The sequence below is a fragment of the Bradyrhizobium sp. CCBAU 25338 genome (assembly GCF_028128965.1).
Classification (GTDB): domain Bacteria; phylum Pseudomonadota; class Alphaproteobacteria; order Rhizobiales; family Xanthobacteraceae; genus Bradyrhizobium; species Bradyrhizobium liaoningense.
The window spans coordinates 27927-46233 of the sequence record NZ_LFKY01000033.1 but is presented as its reverse complement, the minus strand read 5'-3'; the positions used below and the strand labels follow the sequence as shown (position 1 = coordinate 46233).

Genomic DNA, 18307 nt, shown 5'->3' with positions numbered 1-18307 from the left:
CACGCGGTTTGCGACAGGTACCGATCAATGCTTGCCAAGGATATCATCCGCATCATTCTCTACGGAGTTGGGCTCAGCTCGCTCGGCGCCGTGATCTATTTCGCAGGTCCCTTCATTGCATTCGGCGACTGGCATCCGCTCGAGAACCACATCATCCGCCAGATCGCGATTCTGCTGCTGACCACGGCCGTGGCGGGCGTCGCCGCCTTCAGTTTCTTCAAGCGGCGCAAGAATGCCAAGGAGATCGCCGACGGGATCAGTGCGGCAGATCAGCCCGTCAGCGACGAGCCGGTTCTCAAGGAGCGCATGAAGGATGCGCTCGCCACGCTGAAGACCGCCAGCGGCAACAAATCGGGCTATCTCTACGATCTGCCCTGGTACGTCATCATCGGCCCGCCCGGCGCCGGCAAGACCACCGCGCTGGTCAATTCCGGGCTCAAATTTCCGCTCGCACGCGGGGCAACGCCGGCTGCGGTCGCGGGGGTCGGCGGTACCCGCTATTGCGATTGGTGGTTTACCGAGGAGGCCGTGCTGATCGATACGGCCGGCCGCTATACCACTCAGGATTCCAACGCCAAGGCTGATAAGGAAAGCTGGCTGGCCTTCCTCGACATCCTCAAGAAGAGCCGGTCACGCCAGCCGATCAACGGCGTCCTGGTCGCCATCAGTATCGAGGACGTGCTGACGCTGCCGAAGCAGGAGCTCGCGCTTCACGCCGACGCCATCAGAATGCGCCTGCTCGAGCTGCATCAGAAGCTCAAGGTCAGCTTCCCCGTCTACGCGCTATTTACCAAGGCCGATCTCGTTGCCGGCTTCACCGAATACTTCGCCTATCTCGGCGAGGCCGGCCGTCGGCAGGTCTGGGGTGCGACATTCCAAACCGCTGACAAGACCCAGAATCTGGTGGGACAGATACCCGTCGAGTTCGACCGTCTGCTGGAGCGCCTGAGCGAGGAGACACTCGACCGCCTGCAGGACGAGCCGACGCCGCAGCACCGCGTGCAACTGTTCGGCTTCCCGGCACAGATGGCGCGGCTCAAGCCCCAGATCCACGACTTCCTCAACCAGATCTTCGAGCCGACGCGCTACCACGTGAACGCGAACCTGCGCGGATTCTACTTCACCTCGGGTACTCAGCAAGGGACGCCCATCGACCAACTGATCGGGTCGCTGGCGCGCACGTTCGGCGCGGAGGAGGTCGGTTCCGGATCCTATTCAGGGACGGGCAAGAGCTATTTCCTCGCCGATCTCATTTCCAAGGTCATCATCGGCGAGGCCGACTGGGTCTCGACCGACCGTGCGGCGGTGCGCCGCGCACTGATTCTGAAAACCGCAGCGCTATCCTTGATCGGTCTGGTCTCGATCGGGCTAATCGCAGGATGGCTGACCAGCTACAAGCGCAATTCTGACTTGATCGAGCAGAGTGTGCAGGCGGACAACGAATATGCAGCCGCCGGAGCGCCTCTCATCAAGCAGACGCTGATCGACGATCATGATCTCGACAAGGTGTTGCCACTGCTCTATCGGCTGCGCAACGCCCCGGCAGGCTACGGATCGCGCAACGAATCGGTGCCCCTGTCGGCCCGTTACGGGCTCAGCCAGCACGCGCGGCTGATGTCCCCCTCCAAGGCGGCCTATCATACGGCGCTCGAGCGCATGTTCAGGCCACGCCTGCTGTATCGTTTGGAGGAGCAGCTCAACACGCGCATCAACGAATCTGCGTTCGTCTACGAGGCGCTGAAGGTCTATCTGATGCTCGGCGGCCTGCAGTCGCCGGACCGCGAGTTGATCCGCTCCTGGATGCAGCGCGACTGGCAGGACAACCTCTATCCCGGCGCAACCAACGCAGAAGGACGGCGCCTGCTCGATGAGAACCTCACGGCGATGTTCGACCTCGAGACGGAGCAGCCCCCGCTTGTCGAGCTGGACGGCCGGCTGATCAAGCAGGCGCAGAACTCGCTCGCGCGCCTGAGCGTCTCGCAGCGCGCCTACGAATTCCTGAAATCCGAGGCTCGCTCATCGACTGCAGGCGACTGGCTCGCCGCCCGCCGCGGCGGTCCTGATATGGCGGTCGTGTTCGAAACCACGACGGGGCAGCCTCTGGACGCTGTGCGGGTGCCCCAGTTCTTCACGTATAACGGCTTCCAGCAGAACTTCGTCGCCCGGCTGCCCGGTTTGTCGGAGCGCATGAAGAAGGAACGCTGGGTTCTGGGCGATGCCGGCCAGCAGTCGGCCATCGACCAGCAGTACGACAACCTCGCCGGCGACCTCTTGAACATCTATTCCAACGAGTTTGTCACGACTTGGCGGACCGCGCTGGGCAGCTTGCGTCTGAAGAAACTGCTCGCCGACAAGCCGAAATACGAGGTGCTAAGGGCGGTTTCCGCGCCGACCTCACCGATGCGGCAAATCCTGGAATCGGTGCGCGACGAGACGATGCTGACCAAGGAACGGCCGAAGCCGGCGAACGCGGCCACGAACCCGGCCACGCCTGCCGTGGCCGCGCCGCCACTGTTCACCAACGCCCAGGATGGACCACTCGGGACGACGATCGAAGCGCAGTTCAAACCATATCAGGCGGTGCTGGAAGGCGACAGCACCCGCCGGCCGATCGACTCGACCATCGCCAACCTGAACGATATCGCGCAGAATCTGACGCTGATGATCGAGAACCCGCAACTGACCGCGCAGGCGACCGCTTCGCTTCAGAGCCAGGTTGCGGCCCTGCGCAACAACGCCTCGCGCATGCCGCCGCCGTTCTCCGACATGCTGCGCGCGGCCGCCGCGGAGTTCGAGGGCAGTATTGCCGCCTCGACTGCCGGACAGATCCTGCAGGCGCTGCGCGATCAGGTCACGCCGGTTTGCCAGCAGACGGTGACCAACCGGTATCCGTTCGTCCGCGGCAGCAATCAGGAGGTGCCACTCGCCGATTTCGCCAAGCTTTTCAGTCCGAACGGCGTGATGGACAAATTCTTCACCCAGTTCCTGGCGTCTTACGCCGACACTTCGCGATCAGATTGGACGTGGCGGAAGGAGAGTCCCGTCGGCCGATCGTTCTCGCCCGACACGCTGAAGCAGTTCCAGAATGCGGCCTATGTCCGCGACGCCTTCTTCCAGACCGGCGGTGGCGTGCCGGCGGTGTCGTTCGCGATCCGGCCGCCCGGGGCATCCGGACCGGGCGTGACGGTCAAGACCGAGATTGGCGGCACGACGATCACCAGCCCGGTCACGCCGGGCCCGCCCACGGCTTCGTCCATGTTCGGCGGGCCGCAACCTCCGCCACCACCGCCGCAGCCTCAGAGCAACGCACCGACCACCGTCCTATGGCCGGGTCCGTCGCCGCGGACGGCAATTTCGGTCAGCAACGATATCGGGCCGCCATCCGTGCTCGAGCGCATCGGTCCCTGGTCGTTGTTCCGGATGCTAGAGGCTGGATCTTTGGTGGTGAAAGCGGAAACCGCCAGCGCGACTTTCATCGTCGCGGGGCGCGAGCTCAACTATCAGATTTCGACCGGGTCGTTGCGCAATCCCCTCAACCTGTCGGTGCTCCGCGAGTTTCGTTGCCCGACCGGAATATGACCATGCGTTGTGGGCTATTCGGCAAGATCGGCGCTAAGCGTGATTTCATCGCGATCGCCACCCCGCGCAGCTTCCTGGAAGCCTGGGAGCCATGGGTGCAGTCTGCGCTGTCGGCCAGTCGTCATCAGCTTGGCCCGGGCTGGCAGCAGGCGTTCCTGACCGCACCGGTCTGGCGATTCTGGCTTGGCGCCGCCATCTGCGGCACGACGGTGGCGGGGGCAATGATGTCTTCGCTCGACGGGGTGGGGCGGTATTATCCATTGACGCTGCATGTGGTGTCGGACGAAAGCGCCTTGCTGCCGCCGCCGAGCGTCGATCCTCAGGATGAATGGTACGGACAGGCGGAGGCGTTCCTGCTTTCGACCCTGGATCAAACTTCTACCTTTGAGCAGATATCGGGTGCCCTGGATCGTCTCGCGCTGCCGCGACCGCAGGCGCCGATCGCCGACGAATCGCAAATGATCGCACTGGGCGCAACGACCGTCGGAGCGGTTTCAGCGGATGACGCATTCACCAAGTCCTTTGCCGCGCTTTCCGCTGCCAGTCCGCAGATCTATGCTGCGGCAAGTTTCTGGTGGACCGCGGGTGGCGAAGGCTTTCCATCAATGGCGCTCGCTTGCCGCGGATTGCCGGATCCATTTCACTATTCCACACTGTTGACCGGCAATCTCGGCCGTGCAGCATCCGGGACGGGGTGACGCGCGATGGTGCATGTCCCTTCCTTGTTCGATGTCGGTAGCGTCACTCATGCCGGACGGGTGCGGACGCGAAACGAAGATTCATGCCTGGTCCGGACCGATGTCGGCCTGTGGGCCGTTGCCGACGGTATGGGCGGTCACGAGGCCGGCGATCTCGCCAGCCGCATCGTCGTGCAGTCGCTTGATACGATCGACTTGCCGGACTCGGCCGCCGACTTGCTGGCGCAGTGCGAGGAGCGGCTGTTCCACGCGAACCGGCAGATCCTGTCGCTCAGCAAGGAGCGGCAGGGTGCCACCGTCGGCACCACGGCGGCGGTTCTGCTCGTGCGCGACGGCTATTATGCCTGCATATGGGCGGGCGACAGCCGGGTCTACCTGGTCAACCGGGGCAGCATCAATCAGGTATCGCATGATCACAGCGAGCTGGAGGAACTGATTGCCGGCGGCGCGGTGTCGCGCGAAGACGTCAAGGACTGGCCGAGCAATGCCATTACGCGGGCCGTTGGCGTCGCCGACGATCCGGAGTTCGAGGTCGTGACAGGTCCGGCCGAGCCGGAAGACGTCTTCGTGATCTGCAGCGACGGCTTGACCAAGCATGTGCAGGACGACGAGATCCTGCAGCATGCGATCACGCGGCACGCCCAGGCGGCTTGCGATGACATGCTCGCTTTGGCTCTTGATCGGGGAGGGCTCGACAACGTGACGATCGTGGTTGTGCGGCTGCTGGTGCCGCGATCCTCGGAACCGACAAGATCGCCGCTGGATCGGGAGCCGCAACCATGACCGTCAACGATCCATTCCCGTCGGGCTACCGCGGTGTGCCGCCCGGCACCCGCCTCAACGGCATCTACGAGATCGAAGCGGTGATCGGCGCGGGCGGCATGGGTGAGGTCTACAAGTGCCGTGAGATCCAGACCGGATCGCCGGTTGCGGTGAAAATGCTGCTGCCCGACATGGTCGACAACGAGGCCGCGCTCGCGCTGTTCCGGCGTGAGGCAGCGGCGCTCCACAATCTCCCGCACGACGCGATCGTTCGCTACTTCCTGTTCACCGTGGAGCCCGTGCTGCAGCGACCGTATCTCGCGATGGAGTTCGTGAACGGCCGTTCGCTCTCGAACATGCTCGACGAAGGGCCGTTGACTTTCGAGGCGCTGGTCAAGCTGATGCAGCGCGTTGCATCGGGACTTGAGGCCGCCCACGAGCACGGCATCATCCATCGCGACGTTTCCCCGGACAACATCATCGTGCCGCTCGACGATGTGAGACGCGCCAAGATCATCGATTTCGGTATCGCCCGATCGACCCAGATGGGTGACAAGACCATCATCGGTTCGGGCTTCGCCGGCAAGGACAACTACGCGTCCCCGGAACAGGTCGGCCTGTACGGCAACGAGATCACAGCGAAGTCCGACGTCTACAGCTTCGGCCTCGTGCTGTTCCATGCGCTGACCGGACAGAAGCTCGACATGGGCGGAAGCCAGTTTCAACTGGTGGAGAAGCGCCGGCGTGTGCCCGATCTCGGTGCGGTAGACATGCGCATCAGGCCCTTGCTGGAGCGGATGCTGCAGCCCGATCCGGCGTTGCGTGCGACCATGGCGGAGGTCGCCAAATGGACGCCGACAGGTCCGCCTCAGACATCCACCGCGCCGCTGTCCGGCTTCGATCCGCTGGCGCCGCCGGAAAGCGCGGCGCCGGCCTGGCAGGACAGGGCGCCCTCAACCGCGCAGAGGAGGCCGCGGAGTCTCTGGCTCTATGCGAGCGCAGCCGCGGTGCTGCTCCTGTTGGGCGCGGGTGGATATGCCTTCTACAAGCTGGTCTGGTCGGCGCCTGGCGTGGCGGCCTTGCCGCCGCCTCCGAAACTCGCGGGGACAATGTCGCCGCCGAAAGTCGAGTCCCCTGCACCACAGCTCGGACGTCAGGAGTCGGTGAAGCTGTCACCACCGCCAGCGGTAACACCCACTCCGCCAGCCGAGGGGCAGGGACGAGCCGAACGCATCCGCAAATATGTAACTCAGTATTCCGGCGGCGATTGCTTCTTCATCTTGCCGGTTGCGGTCAGTCAAACGGCCGCCGTGATCGAAGGCTTCGGCGCCTCGACGGCCCCGTTCGATACGTTCGACAAGGCGTTTCGACGGGACCAGGGATTTGAGGCTTCGGTCGGTGTCAGGCAGGTGACCCAGGCCCAGTGCCCGGCCGTCAAGTTCTTGAGCCAGGTAGGAAACGATCAGATGCGAGTGCCGCGCGTCACCCTGTCAGCGACGGAACTGAAGGCTGGCGAAATCCTCAACGGCACCATCGAGAACTTCGCCAATCGTGTGGTGGAACTGCTCGTGGTATCGGATCGCGGTGAGGTGCAGAGCCTGTCTTACCTTCTGAAGCCGGGCATTGACTCGCTGTCGTTTTCGCTCCCGGTCCCGCGCGCGAGCGGTCCGCAACTGATCTTGGCCGTAGCGACTCCGCAGGTTCTGGACTCGTTGCGCCAGCCGCGGCCGATCGCTGCCGACACGTTCTTCCTGCAGGCGCTGAGTGACGCCCAGCGCAACCACGTGACGATCACCGCGGCCGCGCGCTACGTGATGCTTACGAACTGATCGGCGCTCAGAATTTTCCAATCACCAGGATCTTCAGGTCGGTATCCGGCTTGAAATCGCTTGCCGTATATTCAAGCGTGTTTCCGGTCGGGGGCGCCTTGAGCCGGCCCTGGCAGAAGCTGACCATGCGGTCGCTGCCACCCGGGTCGATGGTCAGCTTGAACGCCCGGATCGGCCCGGCCCAATTTGCGCCGGTCTTGAGCACGTATGAAATGCGCCTCTCCTGCAGCTTGGCGGTGTTGGCCGTGCCGTCGCCGGCGCGTTTGTCGAGCTCGGCAAGGAACCCGTCCGTGACGCAATAATCCTTCCGGTAACGCGCGACTTCCGGGCCGAGTGCGTTGCTGCGGCGCAGGCCCGGGCGCAGTATGGTGTCAGCGCTGGAGCCGACGCTGGGCCGATACTGGTGTTCGACGACGACGGTGCGGGAAGGCGGAAACACCTGCTGGCGCACGGCGGACGTCCTGGTGACCCAGCCTGGAGCATATTGCTGACGGCCGTTGTCGCTCTTTCCGGCAGGCATCAATAACCCCTCGTCCACAAGCCGGGTTCGGGTTGCTGCCGGGAGGTCGGTCACGCGGATCTCGCGGCTGCCGATGGGCAACAGCGGCAGCTTGAGCTGGCGGAGCAGTGCGCTGACATCCTTGTCGCCAATCATGGCGCGCTGATCAATCGTCAGCGGCGCTGGGCTACCGTCGATCCTGGTCTCGAAGTCGACGAAGTTCACCGGGTCGTTCGACGGCAGCGCAATGTTATCGGCCTCCGACAGGTCGATGTCGGGCAGTGGAAAGGCAACAGTCAGCGTAACCGGCTTGTTCGTGACGTTGGCGAACTGATAGCGAACGATGATCCTGTCGAGTGCGATACGAAGGTCCTCGCTCTCCATGGCCACATCGCGGGTGCGAACGAACTGGAGCCCCCCGATCGACAATTCGGCGGCCGAGTCGTTGGCCCGTGCCGGCCAGTTGGTCGCAACCAACAGCGCGACCATCAAGGCTCGGACCCGCAACGACGCGCGGGGCAGGGGTCCGTTCAGCATGCTCGTCTCCATACGGCGTCGCAACATGTGCCGGTCCGCCCGGCAATGAATCAGTCGAGGGCCCGGTAAAGATCGCCCCATTCGGGCTTCCAGACGCCGTCCGGATCGCACACCACGATCGCGAGCTTCACGTCATTGGCCAGCCGGATCGCGCCGCGAAAGGCGTCCTGGGCCGGCAACGGGGCGCTGACCTGGTCATTGGACAGCCTCCCGCCGCTGCTGGCAGCCGGCATCACAACCGATCCGGTGGCGCCGTCAAGGTCGCGTTTCAGGACCAGCGTAATGGCGTCGGGCTGGATCTCGTTGACCTGCTCAAATCTATTCTTGGCCATGATTTCTGCACCGCAAGCTGAAGACATTCGGGCTATCACCGTCCGGTGATAGAATTGAACGCGATTGAGATTGCTCACCACTAATTGACGCGCCGCATCAACGGCATCTCGGATTAGTCGATCTGGCGCGACAATCGGTTCGGGCACATTGAGGCGAACATGTTTCGTCCAACGAGTTGGATCTGGGTATTCATCGCCGGTGCGAGCATTTTTGCCACCGGGACGCACGCCGAGGACACCGTCGTGCGGAGCTTTTCGGGCGGCTCGGCTGCCTCCATGGTCGGCATCGTCCCGGCCGGCGAGGATGTGGAACTGGCAGGCCCTCAGGCGCTCAGTGCCGACGGGCAGGGCAACCTGTTCGTGCTCGATCAGGTCAACGGACGCATTCTCCAGTTCGATCCCAAGCAACCGAATTCCGATCCTGACGTCCTCAAGATGCCGAGGGATGTACAGCCGACCGATCTCGTCGTTCATAACGGTGACATCATGGTTTGGGACGGCGGCGTCCGCACGTTGAAGGCGGCGCCAGACCAGTCCACGCGCGGGCTCGGTGGCGACGAAATCCAACTTGAGGAAGTCTCGAGCCGCGGCACGGACGACCAGGTCGCCATCTCCGCCTTCGCCCAGATGGGATCGCAGCCACCCGGCAGCGCGACCGAGCTGCTCGACCAGAACACCCGCGCGGCCGTCGTCAAAACGGGCCGGCAGCCCGACCGACAGTACGTCGCGTCCCGCAGCAAGGGCTCGGTCATCGCCGATATCATCCCGGACAAGGGCAATTCCAGCGTGCGGATCGAGATCCAGACCATGGTCACCAATGAGACCATTGGCGCGCTCGGCCTGCGCGTGCGTGACCAGCTCGGTACGGTCGAGTTCCTCGAGATCGACAATAGCGATCGCTTCTATGTGTTGGCCGAAGACATTCCGCCGTCGGGAAAGAACGCATCCACTTTCGTCGTGCGCTATGCCGCCAACGGCCGGCTCGAGGGAATCTACGAGTTGCCTCTCGAGAACACCCCGCTGACGAGGCGGTTCGTCACGATCTCGGGTGACGGCGACGTCTATTTCCTGCGAACCAAGCCAAACGGTGTCGATGTGGTTGGCGTCGGCTTCCGCCCCCTGCGCAACGCGTCGGTGATCGACGCACGGCCGTCGCGGACGGCAACCGCGCAGCCCTACAACAATAGCAAGTTCAATGCGACAGCGGCGGTGCGGCCGTCAAATCGCCAGCAGGCGATCGAGACCGCGTTTGCGTTCGAGGGTGTGCAGTGGAAGCTGACGCAGGCGAACTATGGCAACGATCCGGACAGCCAGTGCAGCGGATTCAACCGCATTCGCCGCCCATGGTACCTTCAGGGCAAGGTAAACCAGGAGGTACGCGGCGTACCCTATTGCTGGGGCTGTCACGGCTCGCTCGCAAACTTCCGGCAGCGCATCGAGAGCGGCACGTTGGCCGGGAATGTCTGCACCCGCAACGCGCCGAGGCCGGATGTGGCGGGCGTCGACTGCTCGGCGTTCGTCAGCGCCACGTGGGGACTCTCGGTCCACTACACGACCGCCGCCATTCCCGCGATCGCTGCGCCTGTGACGAACCCCTGGGAGTTGAAGCCCGGCGATGCACTCAACAAGCCCGGCTCCCATGTGATGTTGTTCCTGCGGTTCACGCCGGATCGCAAGGCGGAGGTGATGGAATCTTCGACCGGCGGCTGCAACGGACGCGTTTGCCGCAACATCTATCCGTTGGCGAGCCTGCTTGCGCGTGGCTACACTCCAGTTCGCTTCCGTGCCTTCGCCGATGACCAGACAACCGTTTCAGCTGACGTCTACCAGGACTCCGATGCGCCGACGGGCCGCAAATCGGCGGCTGCCAAAACCGCGACCAAGAGGCGCTGAACCATGTGTGTCACTGGCGCTACAGATGGGTAGCGAATGCTGTTCGCAGACTGGATCCCGGACGTTCGGACGACGTGTCACCGCCACGTCGGACCGGCGCGGTTCGGGAACCGGCTTGCATGACATCGAGGTGGATCACGATGCGAAGGTCCAGAGGATTTGAGTACAGGATCTGCTGCGCTGCCGCCATCGCGCTTGCTGCGGTGATCGGTCTGCCGCTGCAGCGCGCCCAGGCAGCGGAAGCACTGGCGATCAGCAATCCGGATGGGGCGGCCGTGCGCGCGCTCGTGATCGGAATCGACGATTACCAGCACGTCCGCAAACTGAAGGGCGCAGTCGCTGACGCTGGAGATCTCGTGTCCAGCCTGAAGACGATGGGGGTTAGCGATGTCGTCGAGTTGACCAATGCCCAAGCGGACAGGGCGAGCGTCTTGCGTGAAATCAGTGCCTTGGTGACGCGCACAAAGAACAATGACCTCGTCTTCCTGTCGATCGCCGGCCACGGCACGCAGGAGCCTGAGCGCGTCAAGGGCTCGGAGCCCGATGGGATGGAGAACGTGTTCCTGCTGCCCGGCTTCGAAACCACGCCGAAGGGTTCAGTCGAGCGCATTCTGGGGAGCGAGTTCAACCATTTCATCCGGCAGCTCGAGTTGCGCGGCGCGAAGGTGATCTTCGTTGCGGATACCTGCCATGGCGGCGGAATGGTGCGCGATATCGACCCGCGGGCTGCAGAGATGAGCTTCCGGCAGGTGCCGCGCTACACGTTGCTTGTCGATGAATTGAAACCGATATCGGACAGCAACGGTCCGAAGTCCGAGCTCGATCTCGACCATACGGCGTTCCTCGCCGCTGTTGATCGCCACACCAAGGCGCCCGAAGTACGGATTCCCGGGATCGATGGGCTGCGCGGGGCTCTCAGCTATGCGGTGGCGCGGGCAGTGGAGGGCAGCGCGGACATCAATCGCGATGGCAAGGTGACGCTCAAGGAGCTCTTCGCCAATGTCCGGCAGGTGGTCTATCAGCTCTCGGACCAGCGCCAGAACATCGTGACGATATCGTCACCGGCGCAGGCGCCGGAGACCGCCGTCGCCTTCGAGCTGACGCGCGGCGTGGTGCTGATTCAGGGCCCGGCCGCGAGGACGGCCTCCAGTCAGGCTGCTGATGGACAGGCGGCTGCCCCGCCGGCTGCGACGACCAAGGCTCCGGCGCTGCCGACGCTGGCCGCTGCACCCAATACGGTTGCGCCCGTCGCCGCTCCGACTGCTGCAGCCCCGACCGTCGCCGCACCGGCGCCCCTCCGTCTCACGGCACCGATCCGTCTGGCGGCGCTCGACGGCAAGATGAACTATTTCGCCGGCATGACGCCGAAGGACGCCACCGTGCAGGCCGTTCAGCCGACGGACAATCCCGACCTGATCTGGGACCCCGTCTCGCATGACGTGATCGCCTGGGGCGATGTCGTCGCCTATGGGATGGACGTGGCCAATTTGCCGACTGTGGTGGATCGCACCGCAGCAATGCGGGAGCTCAAGCGAATGGCGACCCGATCGCCGCAGATCATGCGTATTTGGCCGGATGATCGACAGCAGCGCGCTGGTCAGACCATCGAAGTCGAACTGTCCGACGTGGCTTCAAGGGCATTGCTGCTGTTCAATGTATCCGGCGACGGTACCATCCAGATGTTGTACCCGGTGGGTACAGATGCGGCAGTGGCCAAATCGTCGAACTTGCGGCTGCCACTCCGGGTGGGTGAGCCGTTCGGTGCCGAGCAGGTCGTTGCTGTAACCTCGCAGCGGCGCATGGTCGATCTCGAGACCGTCCTGATTCAGCTCAATCGGCGACGTGCCTCAGGGCACTTGATCAAGAACCTCGAGCGCTATCTGCCTGCGGACGCGCGGATCGCCTCGATCGGCTTTTTCAGCGCTCCCTGACATCTGTTTGGGGAGAGCCATGTGGCGATCGGAGCTGATCCGCCGTAAACGAGTATGCTTCGCATTCGCCCTGCTGCTGGCGGGAAGCGGGGCCGCGCCCGCGGCGCCGCTGCGGCCGGAATCTCTACATGCGAGCCTGGCGAGCGCACCATGGTCTTGGCGCATCCAGGCGACGCGCGGACGGTCCAGCGCCACGCAGAGCAATGCTGCAAGTGTGTCCCTTGAGATCCTGCCCGGCCTGACCGTCGACGTTGGCGGCAAGGTGTCATTCGGAGTGACTGCGAAGAAGGCAGGCTATCTCATTCTGGTGGATGTCGATGCGGACGGACGGATGTCCCAGATTTTTCCGACTCCCGAATTGTTGGAGCAGTCGGATGGCCGCGACATCAATCTCGTCAAGCCCGGTGTGCAATTTGTTGTGCCGACTCCGGCAGGGCGGCAACGTGGCTTTGAATATGTCGTCGCACCGCCGACCGGCTCGGCCGTCATGGTTGCGATCCTGAGTGAACGGCGCGTGCAATTGCTCGATTTGCCGGATCTCCCGCGCAAACTACAGAATCAAGCCGATACGTTGAGCTACCTGTCGGCGTGGACCAGGGAGCTGCGTGTGCCGGACGGCGGCAGCGGAAAACTCGTGCCAAACAATTGGTCGTTCGACGTCAAGTCCTATTCCATCAAGTGAGCCGTGGCTGTCAGCTGTCTCAGAATTTGAACCCGAGCGTGAGCGTGCCGGCTGCTTCCATCTTGCCGTCGGCCGAGCAGCTCCCGTTGAGCGCAATCTTGACACGCCCGAACTTCGCGATGTCGACGCTGACTCCAACGCGGGAAAAGTCGTTTGGCGAGCTCGGGATGATGAAATTGACGTTATCGAGCGCCCAGAAAGGCAGTTTGCCCTGCAGGTTGGTCTTCCAGAGCAATTCGACGAAGATGTGCCGCAGCGCGTCAGGGTCGACGATGATGGTGCCTTTGCTGTCCGTGACCACGAAGCCCATCTCGTCGATATGGACGTTGCAGATCCGGTTCGACACGGCACAGTGCACCGAGGTGAGATCCGGCAGGTTCGGTGAATCGCCGAACCGCCCGGAAGCCTTGGGATCCATCGCCGGTCCGGTACGCGGATCTGGTGTTGCGACCGGTCTTTCCTCCGGAAATGTCTGCCAGATTTGCCGAAAGCCGATGCCGTCGGTGGCCAGGAATGAGGCCATGCCGAAGAAATGACCGCGGCCGGATCTCTCTCCGCGAAAAAAGACATTGTTGCCGGCGGGATATTTCAGGTTCGTCAGCGCATCGAGAAGACGGTGGTGATCCTTGGCGACGAAATTGATGCCATCGAGCACGAGCCGCCCCGCCTCCAGGTGCGAGCCGATGTGATCGTCGAGATCGATGCCGAGACCCTCCACCCGCCGGTGGATCTTCCTGAATACGTCGGTATCTCTCGCGGTGACCACCCGGGCCCGTCGCAGGGCGTCGAGACGTCGCTCCTCGTCTTTCTCCAGGATGTAAATTCGACAGAGCCCGGGCCGATCGATCGCAATGTCGAGATGCACGTGCGGAGCCTTGCCGGTCTGCGTGAAGCCGACGCTCTTGACGCCGGCCTGCAGCCACGGATCGTAGCCCGGCATGTTGATCTGGTCGGAGCCTAGCCGCGGTGCCTTGCCGGCGGCATCGAGCAGTTGCCGCCAGTTGTCGCACATGAAATCGAAGCCAAGCGGATTCCAGTACGGCACGAGGTCGTGGATCTTGTAGAATCCGTAAAGCTGAATGCCGGCTTCGCGCAGCTTCAGCGCGACCTTGTTCATGTCCGCTCGCATCGCGGCGCGGTCCTGAGCCGAGTTGCCGGCTCTCGGCGCGGTGTTCGGATCGAAAGGTGGTTCCGTCATGTCCTGCGTGTCTCCTCGCATCATCACAGCCAAGGTTAAGCAGCGAGCCGGTGACTGGCGAATTCGTGCCCGCCGGAGGGCCTTTGCGACGCTACAGCTTACTCAGGCGGCTGTAGAAACCGCCGCGGGCAATCATGTAGTGAATGTCCTTCGGAAAGGGGAAAGCGCCGCGAACGTTGGCAATCGCCTGTTTGAGGAATTCTCCATTGCGCGACGCCGGCTTGTGGCCCAGTGGAGGTTTGTCGGCGACCTGCGGGATCATGAAGCGGTCGACGAAGGCCGGATCCAGATCATTGACCCTGACCATCTGCCCGAAGGCCGGAAATGCATCATAGTGACCCACGCTCACAGTCAGGTTTTTGAGAGCAGGGCGCTGTGACGGAGGACGATTGCCGTCGAGCGTTGCGAGTCCGCGTCCGACCAGGTCCAGCTTCACCGATTGCGAAAGGGTGGTCGGGCCATAGACAATTTCGAGCGCGCAGGTGCTCTGGCCCGACAGCCATTGGTACCAGAACGTGGCGTCGTCCGGTTGCACTTTGGCGCCGTAGAGGCAATCAAATCCCCAGCAGGCCGACAGGTTCGGCTGATACTTTCCGAGGCTTCCGACCAGGTTGCGCATGCCGCTCCCGCCGCCGGAATGGCAGGCGATGATGAGCTTGCCGACCTGGAGCTCGGGTATGCTCCGGGTGCCGTTGCCGTTGCCGGTGCTGGCGACAGGCGCCACGAACTTGGCAAGAGCCCCGAGGATCTCGTCCAGGTAGCGTTCGCCCCATTTGGCAGAAGCCAGATCCTTCACGCTGTAGTTTCCGGCAAAGGTGTCACCGACGGCATATTCGTAGCCCAGGAATGGCGCGACAAGCACGACATCCTTTCCCGAATCCCGGACCTGTTCGCGCAGACGCGCAGGATCGTTCCGGAACAGGTATTCATGATCCCTGACATAGAAACCGTGTAGCCAGATTACGACATCGAACTTGGTGGCGGCCGTTGCGTGCTTCGGTGGAAGATAGACCGCCGTCGGCCTCATGCCGGGCGCCTGCCGCTTCGTGAAGAGCGTCACACCCGGAAAGGTGCCGACATCTTTCTGCTCCAGCTCGCAGGTTGTCACTCAGGTCACTCCTTCGGACACCTCTTTTGCGTGGCGCTAGAGCGTTTTCGAGCGAAGTGGACACCGGTTCGCGTCAAGAAAACGCGTCAAAACAAGAGTCTAGAGCCCCGTTCCGATTCCATCGGAACGGAAAAGGCTCTAGTTGCAGACCTCGACATTCCCAGTGTTGCCGCCGGGACCTCCACCGCCCCGGTATTCGAGGCGGCAGCCACGATTGACCTGACGGCAAATATGCTGGTCACAATAGATGCTGCCACTGCTTCCCTTGGCAGTCGCCTGTCGCCGTGGCGCGGGCGCCTCCGCAGCCGGCGTAAACCTCTCGCGGGCCGGGCGATCCGCGCGGGCCGGGCGCTCGCCCGTGTTGCGGTTTGCAACAGGCTTCTTGCCGCGCCGCTTCTCGCATTCATTGTCGTCATTGAGGAACGAGCCCTCGGCGCAGGTGATCTTGCTGCACTGGTCGCCATTGGCCTTGTAGCCGCGTTCACAGACCAGCGGACAGACCCGCGACGATTTGAGCTTGATTGCGTCAAGTGCATCGAGACTCGCAAGCTTCGTGTCGAACTTGGTTCCCGCGTGGCGGTTGAAGAGCGAGAGTGAGCGCTGCGAAGCGGCATTCCATTCGCCATCGACGGCACTGGTGAAGCATCCGACACGGCTCAATTCGCTCTGTACCGATCTGGCGAGATCGGCCTGAGGGATATCGGCCCTGGCCGGATCGGCCTGCTGCGGCCCGGCGCTCAGAGCGGCGACCTTCGTGTCTGTGTCACTCTGAGCGGCCACAGCGGCTGGAGGCGGGCTCGCCGTGGTGGAATTCTCGACGGCGGCCTTGTTCCGAGTGAGCGCGGCGCTTATCGATCCCTCGGATGTGGTCCGATTCCGCTCGGCATCGGCCGCTTGCTGTTGCGCAGCTAGTTTTGTTCTTTCGGCCGCAATGCGGGCGTCCTCCGCAGCCTTCAGATCAGCGGCCGCCTTTTCCTGCTCTGCGCGCAGGGCGCCTTCGGAGGCAAGCCGGGCTTGCTGCTGTTGGGCTTGGCGCGCCTTTTCGGTCGCCGCAACCCGTGCCTCCTCCGCCTCGATCTGGTTGAGCTGAAGCTTGGCGAGGCTTGCGTAATATCCGTCTGGATGCTGGGTCAGGAATGCGCCCAGAGCGGCTTTGTTGTTGAGCTGCAGCGCCAGTTCGTAGTCACGGCGAACCTCCGACTGGGGGTTGGCCGCCGCTGGCGTGGGCTCCACGGCCTTTGGAGCAGGCACGAGCGCAACGTCCTCGCCGCCCAACGAGCCGTAGACGTAAGGCTCCTGCCGGTTGCCCGTGGCTTGCAGGACGTCGTCGCGGACGAACCCAAAGGCCCTGCGCAGGTCGAGGCCCGGCTTTGCGATATACTTGACCAGTGCGGCCGCGTACGGGCTGTTCTGGCTGTTGCCGTCGAGCGCCGTCAACCCGGCCTTCGCGGCGAAGGCGATCAACGTATTGGAGACCGTTGGCTCGACCCTGGCGAGCCCGCGGCTGATCGATCGCGAGGCGACCGTTCGCTTCATCGTGTCGGCAAAAGGATTGTTGCGGCACGCGTCGACGATCACGACCCGTAGCTGCCTTGCAGGCTCGATCGCCATCAGGACACGGTCGAGCGAGAACGCCTCGTCGTAGATGTCCGTATCACGTTCAAGCCTGGCGTCGGTTGGGATCAGATAGTTCGTGCCATCGATCTCGATCCCATGGCCTGCGTAGTAGACGAGTGCGATGTCGGCGTCGCGCGCCTGATCTGCAAAATCCCTCAGGGCGCGCTTCATGTCCATCGCTGCGAGGTTGAGCCTCGAGTCGACCACGTCAAATCCCGCGGCCCTCAACGTCGCAGCGATGGCGCCGGCGTCGTTGGCCGGGTTGGGAAGCAGGGGAGCGTTTTGATATGTGGCATTGCCAAGCACCAGGGCGACGCGCTTTGTCGCGGAAGCAGGCTGAGCGGTCAGGAACAGCAAGGCAGCAAGAAGAAGAGCGTACAACTTGATCTGCGTGTAATTGCTCATGGCGCGACGTCCAACATCAGCCGAAGAATGGTAGCGAGCGTCAACGAAGTTGGCATGGCCGCGCAGATGCTGACTAAACTCATAGCTCCTGGCGACCGCCTGGCTCGTGCAAGGAACAGTCTCGAGCCCGATCCATTCCTGATATTGGTCGCGTATTCCAGTGAACGCGTTCAAGGGCCTCGGACGATTGTTCGGGGCCTGCGAGCGGTCGCGCCGGCGCTCTTCGCACTCCGGTTCTTTGAGGTAAATTGTTGATATGTCTACTTTTACTGATCTGTTCGATCGCTTGCCTGAAGCGCTGAAGAAGGCCGAAAGTCGGTTCGGATCGAACTCCGCCTGGTTGCAGATCGAGCGGATGTGAAGCGTGGTGTCAGGCGTGCGGATCGATCGCCTTGGCCGGTGCCTGGCCCCGGCCTATTCGGCCGATCGCCCGGCACGTGGGGATCAGAAAAGGAGTTGTCGTGCGGTAGGCGGCATATTCGGGAAATGCCCGCCTCAGGATCCGCTCTTCGTTGATCATCCGCCGGCATTGGATCATCACAATCACGATGGCGACGAGGACGGCAAGCGGTGAAAGGACCTGGAGTGTTATGCCGACGAGGGCAATCCCCTCGCAGAGATAGAGAGGATGCCGGACGATCCGATAAGGCCCTTCCGTCACAAGACGCCTGGCTTCCGCTTGAATGCTGAAGGATCTGCCGAGCCAGCGGAGCACCACGATGCAGAGCGAGGTACCCACCAAGACCAACGTCGAGGACACAGCCGACCAGACGGGCCCGAGCTCTGCCTTCGGAAGAAATGCGAGGACGATGCTCAAGAAAGTACCCAGCAAGGCTGAGACCCGCGTCTCGATGCCCTGCGATTTCATGATCGGCGTCAGCCTGGTGATGGTTGTCAGCGCGACGAGGCCGAGGAACAGGATGTTGGCAATTCTGGCCGCAAGCGCAAGCCCGTCGTGGAGATTGTCCGGCGGAAGCAGGTGAGGGACGCTGGCGGCGCCCATAACAGCAGACCCGCCATAGATGATCACGACAACGGCCCTGGCGGTCCAATCCAACAAGGCATTGCCTCCGCGCCCGGCAATCTCCTTCCGCGCTGTTCCCGCCTGATCGAGCTTCGCGCCAGTCACGGGAGTGATCTCGCCTGTTCGAAACCTGCCTCATTAAACGGCAGGCTTGCGGTGAGGTCAATTGACCGGCCAGCCAGCGCAGTCATGCCATCCCTGTGGGTTCCACAG

13 protein-coding genes are annotated in these 18307 nt (G+C 63.0%); 7 read left to right on the top strand and 6 right to left on the bottom strand.

All coding sequences use genetic code 11. The features are described from left to right. The first annotated feature begins 27 nt into the window (after positions 1 to 27). Genes tssM through ACM42_RS13300 form a run of 4 tightly spaced genes read left to right on the top strand, consistent with a single transcriptional unit; the run spans position 28 to position 6868 of the window. Complete coding sequence (gene tssM, locus ACM42_RS13315) at positions 28 to 3579, top strand: type VI secretion system membrane subunit TssM (protein ID WP_271528348.1); 3552 nt, start codon at positions 28 to 30, stop codon at positions 3577 to 3579. Beyond that, on the top strand, positions 3576 to 4277 hold the full coding sequence (gene tagF, locus ACM42_RS13310) for a type VI secretion system-associated protein TagF (RefSeq protein ID WP_271528347.1): 702 nt from the start codon (positions 3576 to 3578) through the stop codon (positions 4275 to 4277). Before tssM ends, tagF begins: the two co-directional genes overlap by 4 nt. Before the next feature lie 6 nt (positions 4278 to 4283). Next, positions 4284 to 5060 (top strand): PP2C family protein-serine/threonine phosphatase, encoded by a 777-nt coding sequence (locus ACM42_RS13305; protein WP_333921685.1) that lies wholly within the window; start codon positions 4284 to 4286, stop codon positions 5058 to 5060. Further along, the gene (locus ACM42_RS13300) at positions 5057 to 6868 is read left to right on the top strand and encodes a serine/threonine-protein kinase (protein ID WP_271528345.1); all 1812 of its coding nucleotides are present in this window, start codon (positions 5057 to 5059) and stop codon (positions 6866 to 6868) included. Before ACM42_RS13305 ends, ACM42_RS13300 begins: the two co-directional genes overlap by 4 nt. Before the next feature lie 7 nt (positions 6869 to 6875). Here ACM42_RS13300 and ACM42_RS13295 read toward each other — a convergent pair whose 3' ends face one another. Further along, positions 6876 to 7856, bottom strand: a complete 981-nt coding sequence (locus tag ACM42_RS13295; protein WP_271528344.1) for a DUF4424 domain-containing protein — start codon at positions 7854 to 7856, stop codon at positions 6876 to 6878. A gap of 98 nt (positions 7857 to 7954) precedes the next feature. Further along, complete coding sequence (locus tag ACM42_RS13290) at positions 7955 to 8236, bottom strand: hypothetical protein (RefSeq protein WP_271528343.1); 282 nt, start codon at positions 8234 to 8236, stop codon at positions 7955 to 7957. 159 nt (positions 8237 to 8395) lie between these two features. Between ACM42_RS13290 and ACM42_RS13285 the strand changes: the two genes are divergently transcribed. From ACM42_RS13285 to ACM42_RS13275, 3 genes are all read left to right on the top strand, one after another. Next, positions 8396 to 10129 carry a hypothetical protein gene (locus tag ACM42_RS13285; RefSeq protein WP_271528342.1) on the top strand — a complete coding sequence of 578 codons (1734 nt, stop codon included), beginning with the start codon at positions 8396 to 8398 and terminating at the stop codon, positions 10127 to 10129. Between the two features lie 140 nt (positions 10130 to 10269). Then, positions 10270 to 12060: a caspase family protein gene (locus ACM42_RS13280; RefSeq protein ID WP_271528341.1), complete on the top strand. Its 1791-nt coding sequence runs from the start codon at positions 10270 to 10272 to the stop codon at positions 12058 to 12060. A gap of 19 nt (positions 12061 to 12079) precedes the next feature. Beyond that, on the top strand, positions 12080 to 12742 hold the full coding sequence (locus ACM42_RS13275; RefSeq protein ID WP_271528340.1) for a DUF4384 domain-containing protein: 663 nt from the start codon (positions 12080 to 12082) through the stop codon (positions 12740 to 12742). A 19-nt stretch (positions 12743 to 12761) separates the two neighbouring features. Here ACM42_RS13275 and ACM42_RS13270 read toward each other — a convergent pair whose 3' ends face one another. The 4 genes from ACM42_RS13270 to ACM42_RS13255 form a co-directional block, all read right to left on the bottom strand. Further along, a complete protein-coding gene (locus ACM42_RS13270) occupies positions 12762 to 13940 on the bottom strand; it encodes a hypothetical protein (protein WP_050995166.1) in 1179 nt (392 codons plus the stop codon). A 91-nt stretch (positions 13941 to 14031) separates the two neighbouring features. Next, entirely contained in the window at positions 14032 to 15048 is a 1017-nt protein-coding gene (locus ACM42_RS13265; RefSeq protein WP_271528339.1) for a hypothetical protein, read from the bottom strand. A 138-nt stretch (positions 15049 to 15186) separates the two neighbouring features. Further along, positions 15187 to 17070: a caspase family protein gene (locus ACM42_RS13260; protein ID WP_271528338.1), complete on the bottom strand. Its 1884-nt coding sequence runs from the start codon at positions 17068 to 17070 to the stop codon at positions 15187 to 15189. A gap of 370 nt (positions 17071 to 17440) precedes the next feature. Next, on the bottom strand, positions 17441 to 18130 hold the full coding sequence (locus tag ACM42_RS13255; protein WP_271528337.1) for a methyltransferase family protein: 690 nt from the start codon (positions 18128 to 18130) through the stop codon (positions 17441 to 17443). Positions 18131 to 18307 lie beyond the last annotated feature (177 nt).

Excerpts from the sequence above, each read along its gene's own strand:
- ACM42_RS13280 (WP_271528341.1), top strand. The coding sequence starts at position 10,270 with ATGCGAAGGTCCAGAGGATTTGAGTACAGGATCTGCTGCGCTGCCGCC.
- ACM42_RS13270 (WP_050995166.1), bottom strand. The coding sequence starts at position 13,940 with ATGACGGAACCACCTTTCGATCCGAACACCGCGCCGAGAGCCGGCAAC.
- tagF (WP_271528347.1), top strand. The coding sequence starts at position 3,576 with ATGACCATGCGTTGTGGGCTATTCGGCAAGATCGGCGCTAAGCGTGAT.
- ACM42_RS13295 (WP_271528344.1), bottom strand. The coding sequence starts at position 7,856 with ATGGTCGCGCTGTTGGTTGCGACCAACTGGCCGGCACGGGCCAACGAC.
- ACM42_RS13260 (WP_271528338.1), bottom strand. The coding sequence starts at position 17,070 with ATGAGCAATTACACGCAGATCAAGTTGTACGCTCTTCTTCTTGCTGCC.
- ACM42_RS13275 (WP_271528340.1), top strand. The coding sequence starts at position 12,080 with ATGTGGCGATCGGAGCTGATCCGCCGTAAACGAGTATGCTTCGCATTC.
- ACM42_RS13290 (WP_271528343.1), bottom strand. The coding sequence starts at position 8,236 with ATGGCCAAGAATAGATTTGAGCAGGTCAACGAGATCCAGCCCGACGCC.
- ACM42_RS13305 (WP_333921685.1), top strand. The coding sequence starts at position 4,284 with ATGGTGCATGTCCCTTCCTTGTTCGATGTCGGTAGCGTCACTCATGCC.
- tssM (WP_271528348.1), top strand. The coding sequence starts at position 28 with ATGCTTGCCAAGGATATCATCCGCATCATTCTCTACGGAGTTGGGCTC.
- ACM42_RS13300 (WP_271528345.1), top strand. The coding sequence starts at position 5,057 with ATGACCGTCAACGATCCATTCCCGTCGGGCTACCGCGGTGTGCCGCCC.
- ACM42_RS13285 (WP_271528342.1), top strand. The coding sequence starts at position 8,396 with ATGTTTCGTCCAACGAGTTGGATCTGGGTATTCATCGCCGGTGCGAGC.